We start from the raw sequence: 19418 nt of genomic DNA, 5'->3' as shown, positions 1-19418 counted from the left end.
GTGTCTTCTAATTTTTCCAGGTGCAAAGGTAGGCATTATTTTTCGGATAAGCTCCTTCCATCTTTGATTTTAATTGCAAAATGATAATTTTCTGCCTCCATAAGCCAACAAACTCATGGAAGATGGTCTTTTGGGTCTTTTAATAACCTTTATCTTTATCTCCTGATCCTGAAGAAGCCCAGACGGTGGGTAATACCCTTGTTGTTGAGGCTTCTTAGCTGATACATTCCATCTTGCAAGCTACTTACTTCCAAGATGTCTTTGTTCCATAGATGACTGCTGATGCTCTTGCCTTTAAGGTCTTCTATGATGAGAATGTCGGCATCGTTTCGGGAATCCCGGGCGGGTAGCTTGAGTTGCCGGCCATTGCAGAAGAGCATCTGGGAGCGGATGGCCTTGGTGGATTCGGCAGGCGGATTCATTTGCAGCGGGATGCTTTCGTTGCCATATCTGTCAATAACGGTAACGGCATAATAGCGTGGTTCATCCTCTGCTGGAATTGTGAGGACAGTCTCCTTGGTTCTTATCTTCATGAGGTTATTGGCATCATTAATATCGACGGGATATGTCCTGCTGCTGTAGATATTAAACATTTCACCATCCTGGCTCCTCCAAATGAGTTTGTGGTTCTTGATTTCCAATGCGGAAGGAGGATTCGGCCTTGTGTTGTTTTGCCAACTCATCGGAGGAACGAGTGCGAGGCTATTATCAAACTGCTTTGCTGCAAAGTCATAAATGCCTTTTGTATTCTCAGTAAAGAATTTACTGCGGAAATAAGCGTGTCCCAAATTATATTGGCGGAGCACCTCCAATTCGCGGGTAATGGCATCCAAAGGCCAGTTCTTTTCTGCTGCGGAGAGGAAATAAATGCCTAACCCAGGGGCCACGATTCTTCCGAAAGTGTTCTCGCTCCAGTCAATGGCAAAAGGGAAGAATTGTTGTCCTTGAAAATACATCATGGGGAAGAGCTCGTCCATAAGCCCGTCTCTTAGCCAGCCTTGCGCATCTTGGCATACGCGGCTGTAGGCATTCCAGCCATGACTCCAGTAGCGGCTGAGATCGTCGGATTTGCCGATGGGCGAGCAACTCAGTTTCAGATAGGGTTTTATCGGCTTGATGCGGTCGTGAATAGCTTTAACGATGTTTGTGATATTGCGCCGTCCTTCACTTCTTGAAACCTTGATGTTCCAGGTTTCTGGATAGCGGATATAGTCAAGGTGGATTCCGTCGATATCGTAATTGCTGACAATCTCTTCACAGAGGTCGGCTAAATAGGCTGCAGTCTGTGCCTTTTCCGGATTCATGAATCCGTCTGGACCTATTTTTTTTATCAGGCCGGGATGCTTTTTTCGCAGTCGCGTACATCCCAGTGCATTCCATTTACCAACTGGCATTGTAACTACCCATGCATGGAGTTCCATTCCTCGTTTATGACATTCGTCAATGGCATATGCCAGAGCGTCATATCCGGGGCCTCTTCCCGGATTCCCGCTCAGGCAGCCGTCCCAAGGCTCATACTGGGAAGGATAGATGGTGGTGGCTCTTATCCGGGTTTGCAGTAATACCTGGTTGATACCCGCCTTTTGAAGTTTATCGAGAATCCCGGTCAATTCTTGTTTCTGCTTTCTTATGGAATGCTCGTCTTGCGCATAGGAGTGCGGCCAGTCAATGCCCCCGATTGTCGTGAGCCATACAGCCCTTGCCTCATATTTGGGCTTTCGGAAGCCATAATTAAGGCCTTGGGCGTGGATGCCGGTGGATATCAGTATAATATATAATAGGAGAAAAAAAGTTTGTCTCATTTTTTAATTTTCTACAAAGGTACTTATATTTTTTGTATTTCCAATAATTTGCCGTATCTTTGCATGAAAGAAATAAAAGCTTTTCGCACATGATTTCATTTTCAGTTGCTTTGGCAGCATTGGTTGTTGGCTACTTTATATATGGTAGGTTCATTGAACGGATTTTTGTTCCCGATGACCGTCCGACCCCAGCCGTTGCGATGGCAGATGGTATGGATTATATTGTGATGCCCAACTGGAAAGTCTTCATGATTCAGTTCCTGAATATTGCGGGTACGGGACCTATCTTCGGCGCTATTATGGGTGCATGGTATGGACCGTCGGCATATCTCTGGATTGTATTTGGATGTATTTTTGCGGGTGCCGTCCATGACTTCTTCTCGGGCATGTTAAGTGTCCGTCGTGGCGGGGCAAACCTCCCGGAGCTTGTAGGCGACTATCTGGGGAACACAGCCAAGAAGGTGATGCTGTTTTTCTCGGTATTCCTGCTTGTTATGGTGGGAGTCGTCTTTGTCTACAGTCCGGCTCTTATCCTGAAGGATTTTTGTTTCGATACGCTTATATGGGTGCTCATTATCTTTACCTATTATATCTTGGCAACGATGTTGCCGATTGATAAGATTATCGGAAAGTTCTATCCCATCTTTGCTTTTGCTTTATTATTTATGGCGGTTGCATTGATGGTAATGCTATTTATAAAGATGCCTGATTTGCCTGAATTGTGGGAAAATCTGGATACGGCAAACCACAATACACCAGCGGTTATATTGGGAACAGAAAGCTTTTTTGCGAAGAATCCTCTTTTCCCATGTCTGTTTATCACCATAGCCTGCGGGGCTATCAGTGGATTTCATGCTACCCAGAATCCTTTAATGGCACGCTGCATAAAGAGTGAGAAAATGGGACGCCCTATTTTCTACGGAGCCATGATAACAGAAGGACTCGTAGCATTGATATGGGCCACGGTGTCGGCGTATTTCTTCTATGACGGTGGCTGGAAGGAAGTTCTTGATGCCAATGCAGTAAATGATTTCCTTGCACAAGTTAATGCTCCTGACGGAAAGTCTCTGATTCAATATTTCTCGGCTCCGAATGTTGTGGAGAAAGTATGTACGGGGTGGCTTGGACTCTTTGGAGGTATCTTAGCTGTTTTCGGTGTTGTTGCAGCTCCTATTACCAGTGGAGATACGGCTTTTCGCAGTGCCCGTTTGATTATAGCAGAGGCTCTTGATTTTGATCAGAAGCCTCTTGTCAAGCGTTGTTATATAGCCATTCCGATGTTTGCGGCTGCAATTGGATTGCTTGTCTGGCAAATGCAAAGTCCAGATGGTTTTAATGTTATTTGGCAGTGGTTTGGATGGGCAAACCAGACACTGGCGGTATTCACTCTGTGGACTATCACGGTATATCTCGTCATAAGCAAGAAGAATTTCTGGGTAACGCTGATTCCCGCCCTTTTTATGACTACCGTGGTAAGTACTTATCTGTTTATTTCAAAACAGGCATTCGCCCTCGACCACACTTTGGCGTATGTATGTGGTATCATCTGTATGCTTGTGGCATGCGTGTGGTTTTTTATATGGTACAGAAAAATTAATAAATAATATTCACAAATTTGGTTTCTATGAAGAAAATTGTAACAATGCTCGCATTGCTGTTGATGACAATCACGGCAAGTGCACAGTTTCAAGAAGGAAAAGGTTATCTGGGGGCGTCGCTCACAGGCCTGAATCTGCATTATAATGGTGCTGATGGTTTCAACCTGGGTGTTGAGGCTAAGGCAGGATATTTGTTTCGGGACAACTGGATGTTGTTAGGTGAGGCATCTTTGAATCATAATGGCTCCGAAGCTGTTGCCGACCATATCACCGTCGGTGCGGGCCTTCGCTATTACATCATTCAAAACGGGTTGTTTCTGGGTGTTAATGGGAAGTACATCCATGCGAATCATGATTATAATGATGTCATGCCTGGCGTGGAAGTAGGCTATGCCTTTTTTATCAATCGTTCAGTCACCATTGAGCCTGCAGTCTATTATGACCACTCTTTTAACGATAGCGACTACTCTACGGTCGGACTGAAAATCGGCTTAGGCATTTATCTTTTCGACGATTAAGCATTTAAAGTGGACCAGCAATATCCATCTCAACTCTTGGAGAAGGCCGTTCAGGAATTCTCCAAATTACCGGGAATAGGGCGCAAAACAGGTTTGCGCCTTGTTCTTCATTTGCTTCGTCAGGACAATGAAGATGTCTCTGAGTTTGCTCGGTCGATAGAGCGAATGCGGAAGGAGGTAAAGTATTGTCGGGTCTGCCACAATATAAGTGATACTGAGATTTGTCCGATATGTTCCGATACACATAGGGATGTACATACAGTTTGTGTTGTGGAAAACATTCAGGATGTGATGGCTGTGGAGAATACGCAGCAATACCATGGCCTTTATCATGTGCTGGGAGGAATTATCTCTCCAATGGATGGTATCGGGCCTAATGACATCGAGATAGATTCATTGGTTCATAGGGTGGAAGAGGGAACTATCAACGAGGTTATTCTTGCGCTGAGTTCCACGATGGAAGGGGACACTACCAATTTCTACATTTCGCGCAAGTTGGCACATACGGAAGTAAAGTTAAGTGTAATTGCCCGTGGAATATCGGTAGGTGATGAATTGGAGTATACCGATGAGGTAACCCTAGGGCGATCGATTCTTAACAGAACCCCCTTCGGTAAGTAATCATCCTAAGTATTATGTCAGATGAAGAAAGTACAAAAAATATTGCAGCTTGAGTTTTGGATACCAATAGTTGTATCCCTTCTTTTGGTAGTACTTTTTGAAACGGATATTCTGGAGACAGGCTTGTTAAGTGAAGATAAAGGTTCAGAATTCGTTATGACCTCAGTTATGGAATTGGCTACAATCTGCTTTATTCCGCTTGCACTCTATCTGTTTCGGTTTAAGAAGATTCACGATCAGCTTTGTTCTGAAAAGGGGGAGCGCTATCTTCAGAAATGGGGTACATGCAGGCTGGCTCTGCTTTATGTCCCCATGGTGCTCAACACTTTATTATATTATCTCTTTATGCATGTGGCTTTTGCCTATCTCGCCATTATTCTGCTGTTAAGCCTGTGCTTTGTCTACCCCTCATCAGAGCGTTGTCTGGATGAAACTGACGGTCGTAATAGTTAGTTATAATGTCAAATATTATCTCGAGCAGTGTCTTGATTCTCTGAAGAAATCGCTTGAGGGTATAGAGGCGGAGGTCTTTGTGGTGGACAATCATTCACAAGATGGATCCGTAGAATATCTGCAGGCACGCTTCCCGGATGTCCACTTCATCGCCTTGCAGCATAATATCGGCTTTGCCCGTGCCAATAACATAGCGATAAAGTCTGCTAAGGGCAGCTATGTCTTGCTGTTGAATCCTGACACGATTGTTGCGGAGAACACCCTCCATGAAGCGCTCCAGTTCTTGGATGCCCATGAAGGGGCAGGGGCGGTAGGCGTGCGGATGATGAACCCTGACGGCACCGATGCCATGGAGAGCAGAAGGGGAATCCCGACACCGATGACGGCTTTCTATAAGATGAGCGGTCTCTGTGCCCGTTTTCCGGCAAGCCGTCGTTTTGCCCGTTATTATATGAGCTACCTTCCTTGGGATGAACCTTCCGAGATAGAGGTCGTCAGCGGCGCGTTCTTTCTTGTTCGCCGGAAGGTATTGGAAGAGGTCGGTCTTCTCGATACCGATTATTTCATGTATGGCGAAGATATTGATTTATCCTATCGCATTTGCAAAGCAGGCTGGGAAAACTGGTACTTGCCTTTGCGGATACTCCATTACAAGGGGCTGAGCACCCGCAAATCCTCTTTCCGCTATGTGCATGTCTTCTATAAGGCGATGCTCATTTTCTTCCGTAAGCATTTCGGATCGTTGAGCTTCTGGTTGAGTATTCCCATCAAGGGAGCCATCTATTTTAAAGCCTTGACAGCCCTGCTGTCTATGGCTGTAGGTACAGTTCGCAAGAGTCTGGGCTTTTTCCCGGGCAATGCTGACGGGCAAGAGTCTGTTTATGTCTTTGCTGGAAGCGAGGGAAACAGGAAAGAGTTTATGAGACTTATGCAGGAAAAAGGGCTGGAAGTTCTTTCCGCCGAAGACCGCCCTGCTGAAGGCTCTGCCAAAAGATCGGTATTTATGGTCTATGACACAGATACCTATAGCTATATGGAAATCTTCAACCAGCTTTCTTCCCATTCTTTAGGGAATGTCAAACTGGGAACTTATAGTCCGCATACAAGGGTAATTATTACAGAAAGTGAGGTAATTATATGAAAAAGGTAAATATCAGGGCGCTTGAGCCGGAAGACCTTGACATGCTCTATAAAATAGAGAATGACGATTCCCTCTGGCGTGTCGGCAATACCAATGTGCCCTATTCCCGATATGCGCTGCATGATTACATTGCCCATGCCTCTAATGACATATATACCGACAAGCAGGTTCGCCTGATGATAGAGGATACCGGGGGGCATCCCGTGGGCATCTTGGACTTCGTGGATTTCAATCCCCAGCATCTGCGAGCGGAAATCGGGATTGTCATCGAGAGTCGCTATCGCCGGCAGGGGCTGGCTACGGCAGCTCTCAAGGAAGCCATTGACTACAGTCGTCGGATTCTTCATCTTCATCAACTCTATGCGATCGTTGACCTGGAGAACGAGGAGGCTCTGTCTCTTTTCCGGAAGCAGAATTTCAAGGGGAATACCGTTTTGAGCCATTGGCTTTTTGATGGGAAGCAGTATCACGCCGCCCTTCTGATGCAATTTTTTTTATAAAAAAGTAGACCTAACATTTGGAGGAACAAAAAAATATCCTTACCTTTGCACACGCAATTGAGTTCTGTCATTGCCCTTTTGGTGCGTTAGTTCAGTTGGTTAGAATGCCTGCCTGTCACGCAGGAGGTCACGAGTCCGAGTCTCGTACGCACCGCCAACCTTCGATTTCTGTCGAAGGTTTTTTTGTTTTCCGCGTTGAAGTCTCATTTATTTTTCGTATTTTTGCATTCAAACTTAATAGATTATGATTGCTTTGATTACAGGCGCTACCAGCGGCATAGGCATGGGATGCGCGAAGAGATTTGCCAGGGGAGGATATGACCTCATCGTAACGGCGCGTAACGAACGGAAATTGGAACAACTTAAGGCCGAATTGGAGCAGCTTGGAGCCAAGGTGCTCACGCTGGCCTTCGATGTCAGAGACCGTGAAGCTGCCGCAAAGGCGGTAGGGACTATTCCTGCAGAATGGCGCAACATAGATGTGCTTATCAATAATGCCGGACTGGCTCGGGGGCTTGAACCCGAATACGCGGGCAGCTACGAGGACTGGGACGAGATGATAGACACCAACATCAAAGGCCTGCTCACCATGACCCGTCTTATCGTTCCGGGAATGGTGGAGCGCAATCGGGGGCATGTCATCAATATCGGCAGCGTGGCGGGCGATGCCGCTTATGCCGGCGGCAATGTGTATTGTGCCACGAAGGCGGCCGTGAAGTCTATTACGGACGGTCTCCGCATAGATGTGGCGCATACCCGCATCCGCGTTACAGACATTAAGCCCGGGCTGGTTGAAACCAACTTCTCGAATGTGCGTTTCCATGGCGATGCCGAGCGTGCCGGTCATGTTTACGACGGCATCAAACCCCTGTCGGGCGACGATATAGGCGATGTGGCGTTCTATGCGGCAAGTGCTCCGGAGCATGTGCAGATAGCCGAGGTGCTGGTACTGGCCACCCACCAGGCCAACGGGACCGTCATCCATAGGGAGAAATAACCGCACATCACAGACTGGAATGGCTCAGATATTCAAAGACTCAAAGCCTCACTATCAGTTGCTCGACGGCCTCCGTGGCGTTGCGGCACTCATGGTGATATGGTATCATGTAGGCGAGGCGTTCGCCACAAGTCCTGTTGACCAGCGTTTTAATCACGGCTATCTGGCAGTAGACTTCTTCTTCATCCTCTCGGGATTCGTCATCGGATATGCCTACGACGACCGTTGGGGCAGGATGTCAATGAAAGGCTTCTTCCGCCGAAGGCTCATCCGGCTCCATCCGATGGTGCTGATGGGAACCGTGATTGGGGTTATCACCTTTTGCATACAGGGCTGTGTGCGCTGGGACGGCACGCCCGTGGGTCTCTCATCCGTACTTCTCGCCCTGCTCTTGGGCATGTTTCTGTTGCCGGTCTATCCCGGGGCAGGCTGCGATGTGAGGGGCAACGGCGAGATGTTTCCCCTCAACGGACCGTCGTGGTCGCTCTTCTTCGAGTATATCGGAAACATCCTCTATGCGCTCGTGCTCCACCGTCTGCCCACCAAATGGCTGGCTGCCGTAGTCGGAGTCTCGGGCATCGGTCTTCTGGCTTTTGGAGTTTTCAATCTCAGCGGTTACGGACATTTGGGCGTGGGATGGTCTCTGGGTGAGTATAACTTCCTCGGAGGCATGCTGCGCATGCTGTTTTCTTATTCCATGGGCATGCTGATGGCGCGGAATTTCAAGCCGTTGCACATCCGCGGTAGCTTCTGGATAGGCACGATACTGCTGGGTGCCTTTCTCGCCGTTCCCCATATCGGGGGCATGGAACAGCCGTGGATGAACGGCCTCTACGACAGTTTCTGCATCCTCGTGGTCTTCCCCTGCATTGTCTATATGGCAGCATCTGAGCAGAAGAATGATAGGAACACCGTGAGGATAAGCCAGTTTCTGGGCGATATCTCTTATCCGGTCTACATGGTGCACTATCCGTTTATGTATCTGTTCTATGCCTGGGTGTGGGACAACCATGTCCCTTATATCGAGGCTCTGCCGGTGGCGTTCGGAGTTATCGTCGTGAGCATTGCCGTCGCCTACCTCTGCATGCGCTTCTACGACCTTCCCCTGCGTAGGTGGCTTGCTGTTTATTTTCAGAAGTCAAGGAGGTGATTCGGCATGGGAAAACGGAGAGAAGAGGAGCGGAAAACGGTGGCGCTCATGATAAGACTCTACTGCAAGCACCACTTAAGACAGAAAGTGCTATCCGAGGAATATCAACAACTTACTGAATACTGTGCCAACAGGCTTGCACATTGTCGCTGGGGCGATGAGAAGCCCACATGCCGAGACTGTCCCGTGCATTGCTACGCACCCGCCGAGAGGGAGAAAATCAGGACCCTCATGCGGTGGGTAGGCCCTCGGATGATGCTCTATGCGCCCTTGAGAACCATCAGGCATATTATGCGAGGAAAATATAAATCATAGTAAAATGAGTACAAACATTCACCTTAATTATCAAGATGTACCAGCGTCTTACAAGTTTTGTTTCAATTGCGAATGCCCTCTCCGCGACGATTGCCTGCATTATCTTGCGGGCACAGTCGTCCCGCCGGACAGGCAATGGGGGACGGCGGTTTTCCCGAATGCCCTCAACGGGGGCAAGTGTGGTTTTCATCGCCCTGCCGTAAAGGAGCGGATGGCCTATGGATTCAAGCGCCTGTTCATGGATGTGAAAGCCCGGGATATCGCGGGATTACGACAGAAAGTCCAAGAATACCTCGGAGGAAGAACCCCGTATTACCGCTTCAGCAAAGGCATCTACAAGCTTACTGAGGAGCAGCAGCGGGCTATTCTGGACATTTTTGCAGGATACGGCTACACCGAGAACCTCGCTTTTGACGAGTATCAAGAGAGTTATAGATTCTGAATAGTGGCATTCCAGAGCTCTGAAAACCGTCTTTCGGTGGCCGAAAGACAGTAAAGAAGAAGAGTTTCAGCCGTTGAAACACAGAGTTTCAATGGCTGAAACATTTTGATTCAATAACAGAAACACCTTGTTTCAGTCATTGATATTCGTGTAAAAGGATGCAATTTAGTGCGTGGCAAGCCACCAGTTGGTCTGCGTCTTGTATCCTTCCAGATAAGTGTTGTCCGTAGGGTCGGAGATGGTAATCCCCGAGAAGGTGTTTACGGGAACCGTGTTGAAGCCGCCGTTATACTCGTCCAAATCGGTATAGATTTGCGGAGTATAGCTGTAATAGGGCACCAACCGGTTGAGGGCTGCGGTGAATTCCGGAGGCACGGTGCCCCCGCAGAGGGCTTTCACATAGTCGGCAAAGTCGAAGAATGCCGTCTGTCCATATCCGTCCAGCTTCTGCAGGTCGCCCAGCTTGCCGGTGTCGAAGGTGTAATTGGCATTCAGGTTCTTCATGATGGCTGCCATGTTCTCCATCTCTGCGCACTTGATGGTCGACAAAGTACCGTAGGGATAGGTGTACGCCATGTAATGCTGATGGAATGTCTGACAGATTTTCTCATAGTCGGGGGTAGCCGGAGTGATGTATTTCCACACCTCGTCGTAGGGAATGCCGTCGGCAAGGACTTCGCTCGTCGACGCTATCAGGTAGTCGGCCACCTGCCTGAGGTCGTAGGCCACCTCAACCTGGGCCATGTAACAGTCGTCGAAGCAGATGAACTGCATGTGCATGCCCGCCCGTGAAATGCCCGCTGCCAAATCGGCAATGTTGGTCTGATAGCGTGAGGTGGACCCTCCGAAGGCGCGGGTGCGATAATAGTTGTCCATACCCTTGGGTATCCATCCGTTGGCGTGCGACCCGATAATCATGTCGTATTGGTGGGCTTCGGCGTTCGCCTTCACATCGTTCAGGATGGCCGCGATACCTTCAGGCGCCGTATAGTCGATTCTGCTATACCGCTTGAGGGTATCCCTGATGCACCGCCCGCCCGAATATTTAATCTCGAGAAGGGCGGAGTAGGTGGGAGAAGGGGATATGAACACCAGTACACGGTTCCGCCCCAGGCCGTTCTGGGAGCTGATGCCGTTCTCCACATTGTTGATGTTGGCGAGGAAATAGGAATACAGGCTCTGCCCGGTGGAGGTTTCGCTATCCGTCCACGGCATGTAGAAGAAAATCGTTTTCTCTGCCGTAGTGGGTGTTACGGGGCCGCCATTGTCATCCTTGCATGCGGCCATTGACAAGATGGAGAGGACTGCCAGGGCAATCCCGAAAAAACGATTTCTCATCTTTCTATTTCTTTTGAAGTTCTACTATCGACAGCTTCAGGGCTGCGATTTTCTCTTCCGAATCAGCCTGCTTCTTGCGCTCGCGTACCACCACGGCTTCAGGAGCATGGGCAACAAAGTTCTCATTGGCCAGCTTCTTCTTGATGCCGGCGAGGAAGCCTTCGAGGTGCTCCAGTTCCTTCTGCTGCTTCTGGAGTTCGGCCTCGACATCGATCAGGTCGCCCACGGGAACCGCATATTCGCAAGTGCCTACCATGAAGGCGCTGGCATCGGCAGTTTTCTCGCTGACGACTGCTATGGACTTGAGGTTCGCCATCTTGGTGATGATGCTCATGTAGGCCTCTACGGCATTCTCGCCGACGGCCTGTAGGGTGAGCGGCTCTTTCGGGCCGATGTTCTTCTGGTTGCGCACCATGCGCACGCCGCCCACCACCTGTTTGACCACTTCTATGTCCTGACAGAGATGCCGGCCGGCCTCCGTGGGCGCGTCGAGAGTCAGCGTGGCCCTCATGATGCTTTCGCCGCTCTTGCGGTCGTAGATGTGCTGCCACAGTTCCTCCGTGATGAACGGCATGAACGGGTGTAGCATCTTGAGCAATGCGTCGAAGAAGCGCAGCGTGGCATCGTAGGTCGGCCGGTCGATAGGCTTGCCGTATTCCGGCTTGATCATCTCGAGATACCAGCTGGAGAACTCGTCCCAGAAGAGCCGGTATACCGTCATGAGCGCCTCGGAGATGCGGTATTGCGCAAACTGCTCGTTCAATATCGCGTTGGCTTCCTTCAGTTTGGCCTCAAACCAGCTGACGGCAATCTGGTTGGCTGACGGCTGCTCGAGGGCTGCCGTCTGCCATCCCTTGACAAGGCGGAAGGCATTCCATATCTTGTTGTTGAAGTTTCGTCCTTGCTCGCACAGGCTCTCATCGAAGAGGATGTCGTTACCGGCAGGGGCGGAGAGCATCATTCCCATGCGCACGCCGTCGGCTCCGAACTTCTCGATGAGCTCGATAGGGTCGGGGGAGTTGCCCAGACTCTTGCTCATCTTGCGCCCGAGCTTGTCGCGCACGATACCTGTGAAGTAGACATGCTTGAACGGGAAGGTGCCTTTATACTCGTATCCGGCCATGATCATGCGGGCTACCCAGAAGAAGATGATGTCCGGACCGGTTACCAGGTCGGATGTAGGATAATAGTATTTGATGTCTGCGTTGTCGGGATTGTTGATGCCGTCGAAGACGGAAATCGGCCACAGCCACGACGAGAACCATGTGTCCAGGCAGTCGCTTTCCTGCTCCAGGTCTTCAGCCTTCAGCGCGGGGTTCTGCCGTTGTGCCTCTTTCAGGGCGTCCTCAGCCGTCTCTGCCACTACGCAGGCATTCTTTCCGTCGGCATCCTTGAAGTAGTAGGCAGGTATACGATGCCCCCACCAGAGCTGTCGGCTGATGCACCAGTCCTTGATGTTCTCCAGCCAATGGCGGTAAGTATTCTTGTATTTCCTAGGATAGAACTCGATGTCGTCGTTCATGACAGGTGCCAGCGCAATGTCGGCAAAGTGCTGCATCTTCAGGAACCACTGGGTGGAGAGCTTGGGCTCGATGGGCACATCGGTGCGCTCGGAGAATCCCACCTTGTTTTCGTAGTCCTCCACCTTCTCCATCAATCCGGCTGCCTCGAGGTCTCGGGATATCTGTTTGCGCACTTCCATGCGGTCTTGTCCGACATAAAGTCCTGCCGCCTTACTGATAGTGCCATTATCATTAAAGATATCAATGCTGGCCAATGCGTGCTTCAGACCTAAGGCATGGTCGTTGACATCGTGGGCGGGAGTAACCTTCAGGCAGCCTGTTCCGAACTCAATATCTACATAATCATCCTCAATAACGGGAATCTCACGGCCTACGAGGGGCACGATGACATGCTTTCCCTTGAGCCAGGTGTTCTTGATGTCGTTGGGATTGATGCACATGGCAGTATCCCCCATGATGGTCTCGGGGCGCGTGGTGGCGACGACGGCATAATAGCCCTTCTCGTCCTTGTGCATGATGTTGCCCTCGGCAACCTGCTTGCAGTCGTCCTCTACGACGCGGTATTTGAGATAAAAGAGCTTGGAGTGCTCCTCTTTATAGATTACCTCTTCGTCAGAGAGGGCGGTCTGAGCCATGGGATCCCAGTTTACCATGCGCACGCCGCGATAGATATATCCTTTATTATATAAGTCGCAGAACACCTTGATGACGCTCTTGCTGCGGGTTTCGTCCATGGTAAACGCCGTCCGGTCCCAGTCGCAGCTCGCCCCGAGCTTGCGCAACTGTTTCAGGATAATGCCTCCGTGCTCATGGGTCCAGTCCCATGCGTGGCTGAGAAATTCATCGCGCGTAAGGTCGGTCTTCTTGATTCCTTGTTCCGCAAGTTTGTTCACGACCTTGGCCTCGGTAGCAATGGAGGCATGGTCGGTGCCCGGCACCCAGCACGCATTCTTACCTTCCATGCGGGCGCGGCGTACAAGGATGTCCTGAATGGTATTGTTGAGCATATGTCCCATGTGTAGGACACCGGTTACATTTGGGGGCGGAATCACCACCGTATACGGTTCACGGCCATCAGGCTTGCTGCTGAAAAGCTTATTGTCAAGCCAATATTGATACCATTTTGACTCTACCTCCTTGGGATCATATTTACTCGCTAACTCCATATATGTAAAAATCTGTTGTCTACCTTGTTAAGTTTCTATTTTATAAAAAACAGTGCAAAGTTACTAATTTTTCGTGGAAAATGATTATTTTTGCAATAAATAAAATGCTGTTATGCACACAAGAGAGGAAAAACTGGCAGCTTTCGGCCGCCTGCTCGATGTCCAGCATCGATTGCGCAAGGAGTGCCCTTGGGACAGGAAGCAGACTTTCGAGAGTCTTCGCCCGAACACGATAGAAGAGGTTTTTGAGTTGGCAGACGCCCTGATGAAGCATGATCTGCATGATGTGATGAAGGAATTGGGGGATGTGATGGAGCATGTGGTGTTCTATTCTATCCTCGGAAGCGAAGAAAAAGAGTTCGATATAGCCGATGTCTGTAATCAGGAAGCCCGGAAGCTCATGTTCCGCCATCCTTTCATAGACTGGACAGGATGGCCTGACGACCCAAAGGCAGACCTGCAGGAGACACCTGACGATGCGGCTGGCGTTGAGGTTACATGGGAACAAATCAAGCAGAAAGAAAAGGATGGGAACAGGACCGTTCTCTCCGGTGTCCCTGATTCACTGCCTTCTCTGATAAAAGCTTATCGTATCCAAGATAAAGCCCGTAATGTGGGTTTTGACTGGGAGAAGAAAGAAGATGTGTGGGACAAGGTGAGGGAAGAGCTTGCGGAACTGGAAGCTGAGCTGAAGAAGGAAGATAAAGAAAATTCAACAAGAGAATTGGGAGACTTCATCTTCAGCGTCATTAATGCCGCAAGGTTGTATCATCTGAACCCAGATAATGCGCTGGAGCATACGAATCAGAAGTTCATCCGTCGTTTCAATTATGTAGAAGAGAAATCAAAAGAAATGGGTAAAGCTTTGAAAGATATGACATTAGGCGATATGGATGAACTTTGGAATGAAGCAAAGAATTTAGAAAAGAAATAAATTTTAGTTATGAAAAAGGTTGGATATATAGCTGTCTTTATGGCAGTCATAATGGTGTTTGCAAGCTGTTTTGGTAATAAGACCAGTAATCAGGTGGCAGAAACGGACAGCGTTGCCATGGAAGAAGAGGTTCTTCCCGACAGTACGGTCTATGGAGTGTGCGGTGAGGGCACATCTATGCATTCTCTGGAGTTAGTTACTGATGGCGGTGATACTCTCACTTATGAGGTGATGGATGAAGGTTCGGAAGAAAACCTCGTGGTCGGCGGTCTGCTTGCCGGCGACCGGCTTGCCGTTGTCGGGTATGTAAATGGAGAGAAAGAGCACATTGCCAGTAAGGTGATCAATCTCACCACGCTGCAGGGCAAGTGGATGAGTATAGACAAGAACTTTGAAATTCAAGAGGGAGGAGTCGTTAAATCTAACATTAAGGCAGAAACGAATCCATGGGCCTCCTGGAAGATTTATAATGGTCAATTATTACTGAATAAAGACACTTTCCTGATAGATGAATTGGGTGCAGACAGTCTTTATTTGGAGAACAAACAGGGTATCTTTGCATTCAAACGACAGAAGTAGAATACTCGAACTCTGATAATGGAACCGTTTAAAGTACATATCCTCGGCTGCGGAAGCGCCTTGCCGACTTTAAAACATTTCTCTTCCTCACAGGTTGTGGAGGTTCGGGAAAAGCTCTTTATGGTGGATTGTGGAGAAGGGACTCAAATCCAGTTGCGCAAAACACGGCTTCGTTTTACCAAAATCGGCTGTGTATTTATTTCCCACCTTCATGGCGATCATTGCTTCGGACTGATAGGTTTGATTTCCACATTTGGCATGTTGGGACGCACCGTTCCTCTCCATGTCTATGCACCGAAGGAGTTAGAACCTATGCTGCATGCACAGATGGAAATGTTTTGTCGTGGCCTTGAATTCGAAGTGGTGTTTCACGCTGTTGATACAACTAAGAATCAGGTGATTTTCGACGACAAAAGCCTCGCCGTGGAAACGATTCCCCTTCAGCACAGGGTGCCGTGTTGCGGCTTTCTCTTTCGTGAAAAGCCGGGCAGGAGGCATATCCTTCGTGATATGATAGACTGCTATGAGATTCCTGTTAGCCAGATAGACAATATAAAAAGCGGAATGGATTGGACGACTTCCGACGGTCAGGTTATACCCAATAGCCGGTTGACTGCCGACCCGAGCCCGGTGCGCAGTTATGCCTATTGTAGCGATACTCGCTATATTCCATCCCTGCATAAGTTAGTGGAGGGCGTAAACTTGCTCTATCATGAGAGCACCTATGACAAGACTTGTGCGGAAAGAGCCAAGCTTTATTATCATAGTACCGCCGAACAAGCGGCAATGGTTGCACGGGATGCCCGTGCCGGACAGTTGCTGTTAGGGCATTTTAGTGCAAGATACAATGACGAGGAGCAGATCCTGAATGAGGCTAAAGTTCTGTTCCCCAATACTTATTTGGCTTGTGAGGGGAAGACTTTTGATGTTAAATAACTCTAAAAATGCAATAAAACGCATATCTCGGGGAACCTCTTTTGAAATTATTCCTTATTTTTGCAATATTAATATTGTGCGCATATGACAAGATATATACTTTCTATTCTTTTCTCTGTAGCATTCCTAATGGGGCTTCCCACAGAAGTATATGCCAGCCAGTCCATTGAGATAGTTGACAATGATTTTAACACCATTGCGATAACTTTGTCAGGTTCTGTGTTGAAAGTCAGTGGCGCCAATGGTCAGACGCTTCAGATTTATAATGTTGCAGGAATCAGGGTGATGAGTGTAAAGGTCGACGGCGACGAGAGGAATTATGACTTGAATCTGCCTAAGGGTTGTTACATCGTGAAGGTAGGCAAGATGGTTCGTAAGGTGTCTATCCGCTAATACCTTGAAATTACCAAAGTTCTTTCTGCCCATGGTTGTCGTGGCAGCCGTTTTTGCCTCATGCCGCGATCATGCCGGCCATCCTTATCAGAGTCTCACGCTTGACAGTTATTCTGATATTAAGGTGTCGGAATATAAATTGAATTCCACAAAGATTCAAGAGGAAATCAACCGGCAGATTCGTTCCGATGTGGATAGTCTTACTGCCGATTTCAGGGCTCGAAGCTATTATCTTCGCAAAAAACCATGGCTGTGGATCAATCGTATGGGCGTAGACCACAGGGCTGACACTTTGCTCTCCTTTCTCGACAGGGTAGATGAATTAGGATTTTCCAAGTCAAAGTTCAGGGTTCAGAAGATATCGGCTGACTTACAGCGGTTTCGCAATCTGGATTTTGACACCATGGATAATGAGATCAATAAAGTTTTGGGGCGCTTGGAATACAATCTGACGAAGGCATATCTCCGTTATGCCACGGGACAAAGATTCGGTTTCATCAATCCCAAGTATATTTTCAACAAGTTGGATGTGCACGACAGCGACAGCGTCCATGTCTCTTATCGCGGTCTGTTTGCCATTCCCATGCAACATCCGAAGGCTTCTTTCTTTGACGGTGCCCTTAGAAAGGTCTATAATGACAGCATTTCGGAGTTCCTGCATGCCGTTCAGCCTCGGAGTCCATTGTATAAAAGGCTTCTTGCAAGGCTCAATAATCCAGAGACCAATATGGCGGAGAAACCTAAGATCATGGTGAATATGGAGCGTTGCAGATGGCGACTGAACGAATATCCGCAGCAATATGCCAAGTATGTTTTGGTAAATGTGCCCTCGTTCAGGCTTAGGGCGATAGACGGGGATTCCGTTTTGAGCATGAGGATAGGTTGTGGTACCCTGGAAACAAAGACTCCTCTGTTGAGCAGCCGCATCAAACGGATGGATATCAATCCACAATGGATTATTCCGAGGAGCATCATTGAAAAAAGTATTCTTAACCATGCCGGCGACAGTAGTTATTTTGCCCGTCATCGTTATTTTGTCAGAGACAGGCGCACGGGCAAGACCGTATCGCCAAATCGAATATCGCGGGCCGTTCTGGAAGACCGTAATTTTCTGGTTATTCAAGAAGGGGGAGAAGGCAATTCGTTGGGACGAATCATCTTCCGCTTCGATAACGGTTTCTCCATATATCTTCATGACACATCCTCCAGAGGAGTGTTCTCCCGTGAAGACAGAGGGGTTTCGCATGGTTGTGTCCGGGTAGAGCGGCCGTTTGATTTAGCCGTATTCCTTCTTGAAGATAAGGATCCAAATATTATCAAACGCATCCATTATTCGATGCATGCGGATGTTAGCGGCTTAGGCATGAACGGGCGAAAGGATAAAGTTCAGCCCGACACGCTGGACAGGCGCAAAGTCATAGGTTCTGTCTCTGTAGAACCTCAGGTTCCAGTTTTCATTACATACTACACGCTCTATCCGAACAAGGATGGAGAGATTGAGGAATTCAGTGATGTATATGGCTATGACAAAGTGATTTATCGATATTTCGCAAATTACAGATGAGCACGGGCGACGACCAAATAATGTTACTGCTGAAAGATCCTGCGACTTCGCGCCGGGGATTTGAGATGCTGGTGCGCCAATATAGCGAGCCTCTGTATTGGAAAATTCGTCATTTCGTGCTTACCCATGAAGATGCAAATGATGTTCTTCAGAACACTTTTGTCAAGGCATGGGTTAATTTGGGAGGCTTTAAAGGTGATGCGAAGATTTCCACATGGCTTTATCGAATAGCCATCAACGAGTCTCTGGATTTTCTCAGGAAGCAGAAGGCCGTTAATAAAATCAGTACCGATGCAGAACAAGGAGTTTCCACCCTCCTGATGGCGGATGAATATTTTGACGGAGACGAGATGCAGGCACAGTTGCAGGAGGCCATAGCGCATCTTCCTGATGTACAGCGCACAGTCTTCAATTTGAGATATTATGAGGGAATGAAGTATTCCGAGATAAGCAGGATTCTTAATACTTCGGAAGGCTCGCTGAAGGCAAGTTACCATATTGCGGTACAGAAGATTTCTGACTATTTTAAGCATAAGAATTAAACCTTTTTGCATTGATAGCGTCAAATAGATAAAATGGAACGGATGAACACATACAAGGAGGAACAAATTTTGAAGCAAGACTTCGGCAACAAAGCACCCTTTCGGGTGCCGGAAGGCTATTTTGAAGACTTCGCAGAACGGATGATGGCCCAGTTGCCGGCGCAGGAAACCAAGGTGGTCTCCATGCGTCCATGGTGGCATCGCTATCGGGCATCAATGTTTGCTGCCGCCTGTGTCTGTGCCGTAGTTTTCAGTATAGGTGTCTATCTCGGGTCTTCGGATTCCCGACAGGCATCACTTGCCAGTGCTCCCGTTGAGAGTGTTGACAATACCATGGATGAGATGGCGGATTATGTCATGATGGACAATGAGGCTATCTATGCGTCTCTTTCAGATAATCAATAATAATTAAGGTATAGGAAATTGAAGAAAGGTGTAACCATATTGATGCTTTTGGTGTTCACTCTTAGTCTAAGTGCACAGCAGAGAAGCAGACATCATTTTGACCCGAAGAAGTTTGAGGCCGAGATGGAACAGTATATCACCCGGCAGGCTGCGCTTACTCCAGTTGAGGCAAGCAAGTTTTTCCCTCTCTATCGGGAGATGCAGAAGAAGCAAAGAGTGTATTTCCAGGAGATGAGGCGGTGCCGCCATATTGACGCGAACGATGTCGAAGCTTGTAGTAAGGCCGTGAAACGCATGGATGAAATTGACATTCAGATGAAAATGATTCAGCAGGAATACCATCTTAAGTTCATGAATGTGATTCCGGCAAACAAGGTCCTTGAGATCATCAAGGCTGAGAACAGATTCCATCGGCAGGCCTTCAAGAAGGCTGCAGGCCGACCAGCCTCTCCACAGGGAAATTGAATTGAATGCAGAAAGGCCGTTAGAGACTGTGTTTCT

At 48.4% G+C, this 19418-nt stretch carries 21 protein-coding genes and 1 tRNA gene; 19 read left to right on the top strand and 3 right to left on the bottom strand.

What is annotated here, in order from left to right:
- Positions 1-155: 155 nt before the first annotated feature.
- The gene (locus BM114_RS03410; RefSeq protein ID WP_092110429.1) at positions 156-1802 is read right to left on the bottom strand and encodes a glycoside hydrolase family 10-like protein; all 1647 of its coding nucleotides are present in this window, start codon (positions 1800-1802) and stop codon (positions 156-158) included.
- Between the two features lie 89 nt (positions 1803-1891).
- On the opposite strand from BM114_RS03410, the gene BM114_RS03405 reads away from it, so the two are divergent.
- The 11 genes from BM114_RS03405 (at position 1892) to BM114_RS14050 (ending at position 9537) form a co-directional block, all read left to right on the top strand.
- The gene (locus BM114_RS03405) at positions 1892-3406 is read left to right on the top strand and encodes a carbon starvation CstA family protein (RefSeq protein ID WP_092110427.1); all 1515 of its coding nucleotides are present in this window, start codon (positions 1892-1894) and stop codon (positions 3404-3406) included.
- A gap of 20 nt (positions 3407-3426) precedes the next feature.
- Positions 3427-3918 carry an outer membrane beta-barrel protein gene (locus tag BM114_RS03400; RefSeq protein ID WP_092110426.1) on the top strand — a complete coding sequence of 164 codons (492 nt, stop codon included), beginning with the start codon at positions 3427-3429 and terminating at the stop codon, positions 3916-3918.
- Between the two features lie 9 nt (positions 3919-3927).
- Positions 3928-4539, top strand: coding sequence for a recombination mediator RecR (gene recR / locus BM114_RS03395; RefSeq protein ID WP_092110424.1), 612 nt, complete (start codon positions 3928-3930; stop codon positions 4537-4539).
- 21 nt (positions 4540-4560) lie between these two features.
- Positions 4561-4992, top strand: a complete 432-nt coding sequence (locus BM114_RS03390) for a hypothetical protein (protein WP_092110422.1) — start codon at positions 4561-4563, stop codon at positions 4990-4992.
- Entirely contained in the window at positions 4967-6133 is a 1167-nt protein-coding gene (locus BM114_RS03385) for a glycosyltransferase family 2 protein (protein ID WP_092110420.1), read from the top strand. Before BM114_RS03390 ends, BM114_RS03385 begins: the two co-directional genes overlap by 26 nt.
- Entirely contained in the window at positions 6130-6633 is a 504-nt protein-coding gene (locus BM114_RS03380) for a GNAT family N-acetyltransferase (protein ID WP_092110418.1), read from the top strand. The genes BM114_RS03385 and BM114_RS03380 overlap by 4 nt, the downstream gene beginning before the upstream one ends.
- An 80-nt stretch (positions 6634-6713) precedes the next feature.
- Positions 6714-6790: transfer RNA gene (locus BM114_RS03375), tRNA-Asp, on the top strand.
- 87 nt (positions 6791-6877) lie between these two features.
- Positions 6878-7630: an SDR family NAD(P)-dependent oxidoreductase gene (locus BM114_RS03370; RefSeq protein ID WP_092110416.1), complete on the top strand. Its 753-nt coding sequence runs from the start codon at positions 6878-6880 to the stop codon at positions 7628-7630.
- Positions 7631-7649: 19 nt separating this feature from the next.
- Entirely contained in the window at positions 7650-8780 is a 1131-nt protein-coding gene (locus BM114_RS03365) for an acyltransferase family protein (protein ID WP_092110413.1), read from the top strand.
- A 6-nt stretch (positions 8781-8786) separates the two neighbouring features.
- Entirely contained in the window at positions 8787-9095 is a 309-nt protein-coding gene (locus BM114_RS03360) for a nitrous oxide-stimulated promoter family protein (protein ID WP_092110411.1), read from the top strand.
- A gap of 4 nt (positions 9096-9099) precedes the next feature.
- Entirely contained in the window at positions 9100-9537 is a 438-nt protein-coding gene (locus BM114_RS14050) for a DUF6078 family protein (protein ID WP_143089237.1), read from the top strand.
- Between the two features lie 165 nt (positions 9538-9702).
- On the opposite strand, the gene BM114_RS03350 is transcribed toward BM114_RS14050, so the two are convergent.
- Positions 9703-10875, bottom strand: coding sequence for a clostripain-related cysteine peptidase (locus tag BM114_RS03350; RefSeq protein ID WP_092110407.1), 1173 nt, complete (start codon positions 10873-10875; stop codon positions 9703-9705).
- Between the two features lie 4 nt (positions 10876-10879).
- Complete coding sequence (locus tag BM114_RS03345; protein WP_092110405.1) at positions 10880-13564, bottom strand: valine--tRNA ligase; 2685 nt, start codon at positions 13562-13564, stop codon at positions 10880-10882.
- Between the two features lie 112 nt (positions 13565-13676).
- Between BM114_RS03345 and mazG the strand changes: the two genes are divergently transcribed.
- The 8 genes from mazG (at position 13677) to BM114_RS03305 (ending at position 19382) form a co-directional block, all read left to right on the top strand.
- On the top strand, positions 13677-14498 hold the full coding sequence (mazG, locus tag BM114_RS03340; protein WP_092110402.1) for a nucleoside triphosphate pyrophosphohydrolase: 822 nt from the start codon (positions 13677-13679) through the stop codon (positions 14496-14498).
- A gap of 9 nt (positions 14499-14507) precedes the next feature.
- On the top strand, positions 14508-15077 hold the full coding sequence (locus BM114_RS03335; RefSeq protein WP_092110399.1) for a lipocalin-like domain-containing protein: 570 nt from the start codon (positions 14508-14510) through the stop codon (positions 15075-15077).
- 18 nt (positions 15078-15095) lie between these two features.
- Positions 15096-16013 carry a ribonuclease Z gene (locus tag BM114_RS03330; RefSeq protein ID WP_092110397.1) on the top strand — a complete coding sequence of 306 codons (918 nt, stop codon included), beginning with the start codon at positions 15096-15098 and terminating at the stop codon, positions 16011-16013.
- Positions 16014-16097: 84 nt separating this feature from the next.
- A complete protein-coding gene (locus tag BM114_RS03325) occupies positions 16098-16406 on the top strand; it encodes a T9SS type A sorting domain-containing protein (protein WP_092110395.1) in 309 nt (102 codons plus the stop codon).
- 4 nt (positions 16407-16410) lie between these two features.
- Positions 16411-17970: a L,D-transpeptidase family protein gene (locus tag BM114_RS03320; protein WP_369808393.1), complete on the top strand. Its 1560-nt coding sequence runs from the start codon at positions 16411-16413 to the stop codon at positions 17968-17970.
- A complete protein-coding gene (locus BM114_RS03315; protein ID WP_092110390.1) occupies positions 17967-18512 on the top strand; it encodes an RNA polymerase sigma factor in 546 nt (181 codons plus the stop codon). The genes BM114_RS03320 and BM114_RS03315 overlap by 4 nt, the downstream gene beginning before the upstream one ends.
- 42 nt (positions 18513-18554) lie before the next feature.
- Entirely contained in the window at positions 18555-18917 is a 363-nt protein-coding gene (locus BM114_RS03310) for a hypothetical protein (protein ID WP_143089236.1), read from the top strand.
- A gap of 18 nt (positions 18918-18935) precedes the next feature.
- Positions 18936-19382 (top strand): hypothetical protein, encoded by a 447-nt coding sequence (locus BM114_RS03305; RefSeq protein ID WP_255406412.1) that lies wholly within the window; start codon positions 18936-18938, stop codon positions 19380-19382.
- Positions 19383-19418: the final 36 nt, after the last annotated feature.

The sequence above is a fragment of the Prevotella sp. KH2C16 genome (genome assembly GCF_900113305.1).
GTDB lineage: Bacteria > Bacteroidota > Bacteroidia > Bacteroidales > Bacteroidaceae > Prevotella.
Note: the sequence above shows the minus strand (reverse complement) of the source record. Positions and strands in the feature narration are given on the sequence as shown.

Bases quoted from the DNA above. Each gene is read 5' to 3' on its own strand.
- BM114_RS03410 (WP_092110429.1), bottom strand. From the start codon at position 1,802: ATGAGACAAACTTTTTTTCTCCTATTATATATTATACTGATATCCACC.
- BM114_RS03405 (WP_092110427.1), top strand. From the start codon at position 1,892: ATGATTTCATTTTCAGTTGCTTTGGCAGCATTGGTTGTTGGCTACTTT.
- BM114_RS03400 (WP_092110426.1), top strand. From the start codon at position 3,427: ATGAAGAAAATTGTAACAATGCTCGCATTGCTGTTGATGACAATCACG.
- BM114_RS03390 (WP_092110422.1), top strand. From the start codon at position 4,561: ATGAAGAAAGTACAAAAAATATTGCAGCTTGAGTTTTGGATACCAATA.
- BM114_RS03385 (WP_092110420.1), top strand. From the start codon at position 4,967: ATGAAACTGACGGTCGTAATAGTTAGTTATAATGTCAAATATTATCTC.
- BM114_RS03380 (WP_092110418.1), top strand. From the start codon at position 6,130: ATGAAAAAGGTAAATATCAGGGCGCTTGAGCCGGAAGACCTTGACATG.
- BM114_RS03370 (WP_092110416.1), top strand. From the start codon at position 6,878: ATGATTGCTTTGATTACAGGCGCTACCAGCGGCATAGGCATGGGATGC.
- BM114_RS03365 (WP_092110413.1), top strand. From the start codon at position 7,650: ATGGCTCAGATATTCAAAGACTCAAAGCCTCACTATCAGTTGCTCGAC.
- BM114_RS03360 (WP_092110411.1), top strand. From the start codon at position 8,787: ATGGGAAAACGGAGAGAAGAGGAGCGGAAAACGGTGGCGCTCATGATA.
- BM114_RS14050 (WP_143089237.1), top strand. From the start codon at position 9,100: ATGAGTACAAACATTCACCTTAATTATCAAGATGTACCAGCGTCTTAC.
- BM114_RS03350 (WP_092110407.1), bottom strand. From the start codon at position 10,875: ATGAGAAATCGTTTTTTCGGGATTGCCCTGGCAGTCCTCTCCATCTTG.
- BM114_RS03345 (WP_092110405.1), bottom strand. From the start codon at position 13,564: ATGGAGTTAGCGAGTAAATATGATCCCAAGGAGGTAGAGTCAAAATGG.
- mazG (WP_092110402.1), top strand. From the start codon at position 13,677: ATGCACACAAGAGAGGAAAAACTGGCAGCTTTCGGCCGCCTGCTCGAT.
- BM114_RS03335 (WP_092110399.1), top strand. From the start codon at position 14,508: ATGAAAAAGGTTGGATATATAGCTGTCTTTATGGCAGTCATAATGGTG.
- BM114_RS03330 (WP_092110397.1), top strand. From the start codon at position 15,096: ATGGAACCGTTTAAAGTACATATCCTCGGCTGCGGAAGCGCCTTGCCG.
- BM114_RS03325 (WP_092110395.1), top strand. From the start codon at position 16,098: ATGACAAGATATATACTTTCTATTCTTTTCTCTGTAGCATTCCTAATG.
- BM114_RS03315 (WP_092110390.1), top strand. From the start codon at position 17,967: ATGAGCACGGGCGACGACCAAATAATGTTACTGCTGAAAGATCCTGCG.
- BM114_RS03310 (WP_143089236.1), top strand. From the start codon at position 18,555: ATGAACACATACAAGGAGGAACAAATTTTGAAGCAAGACTTCGGCAAC.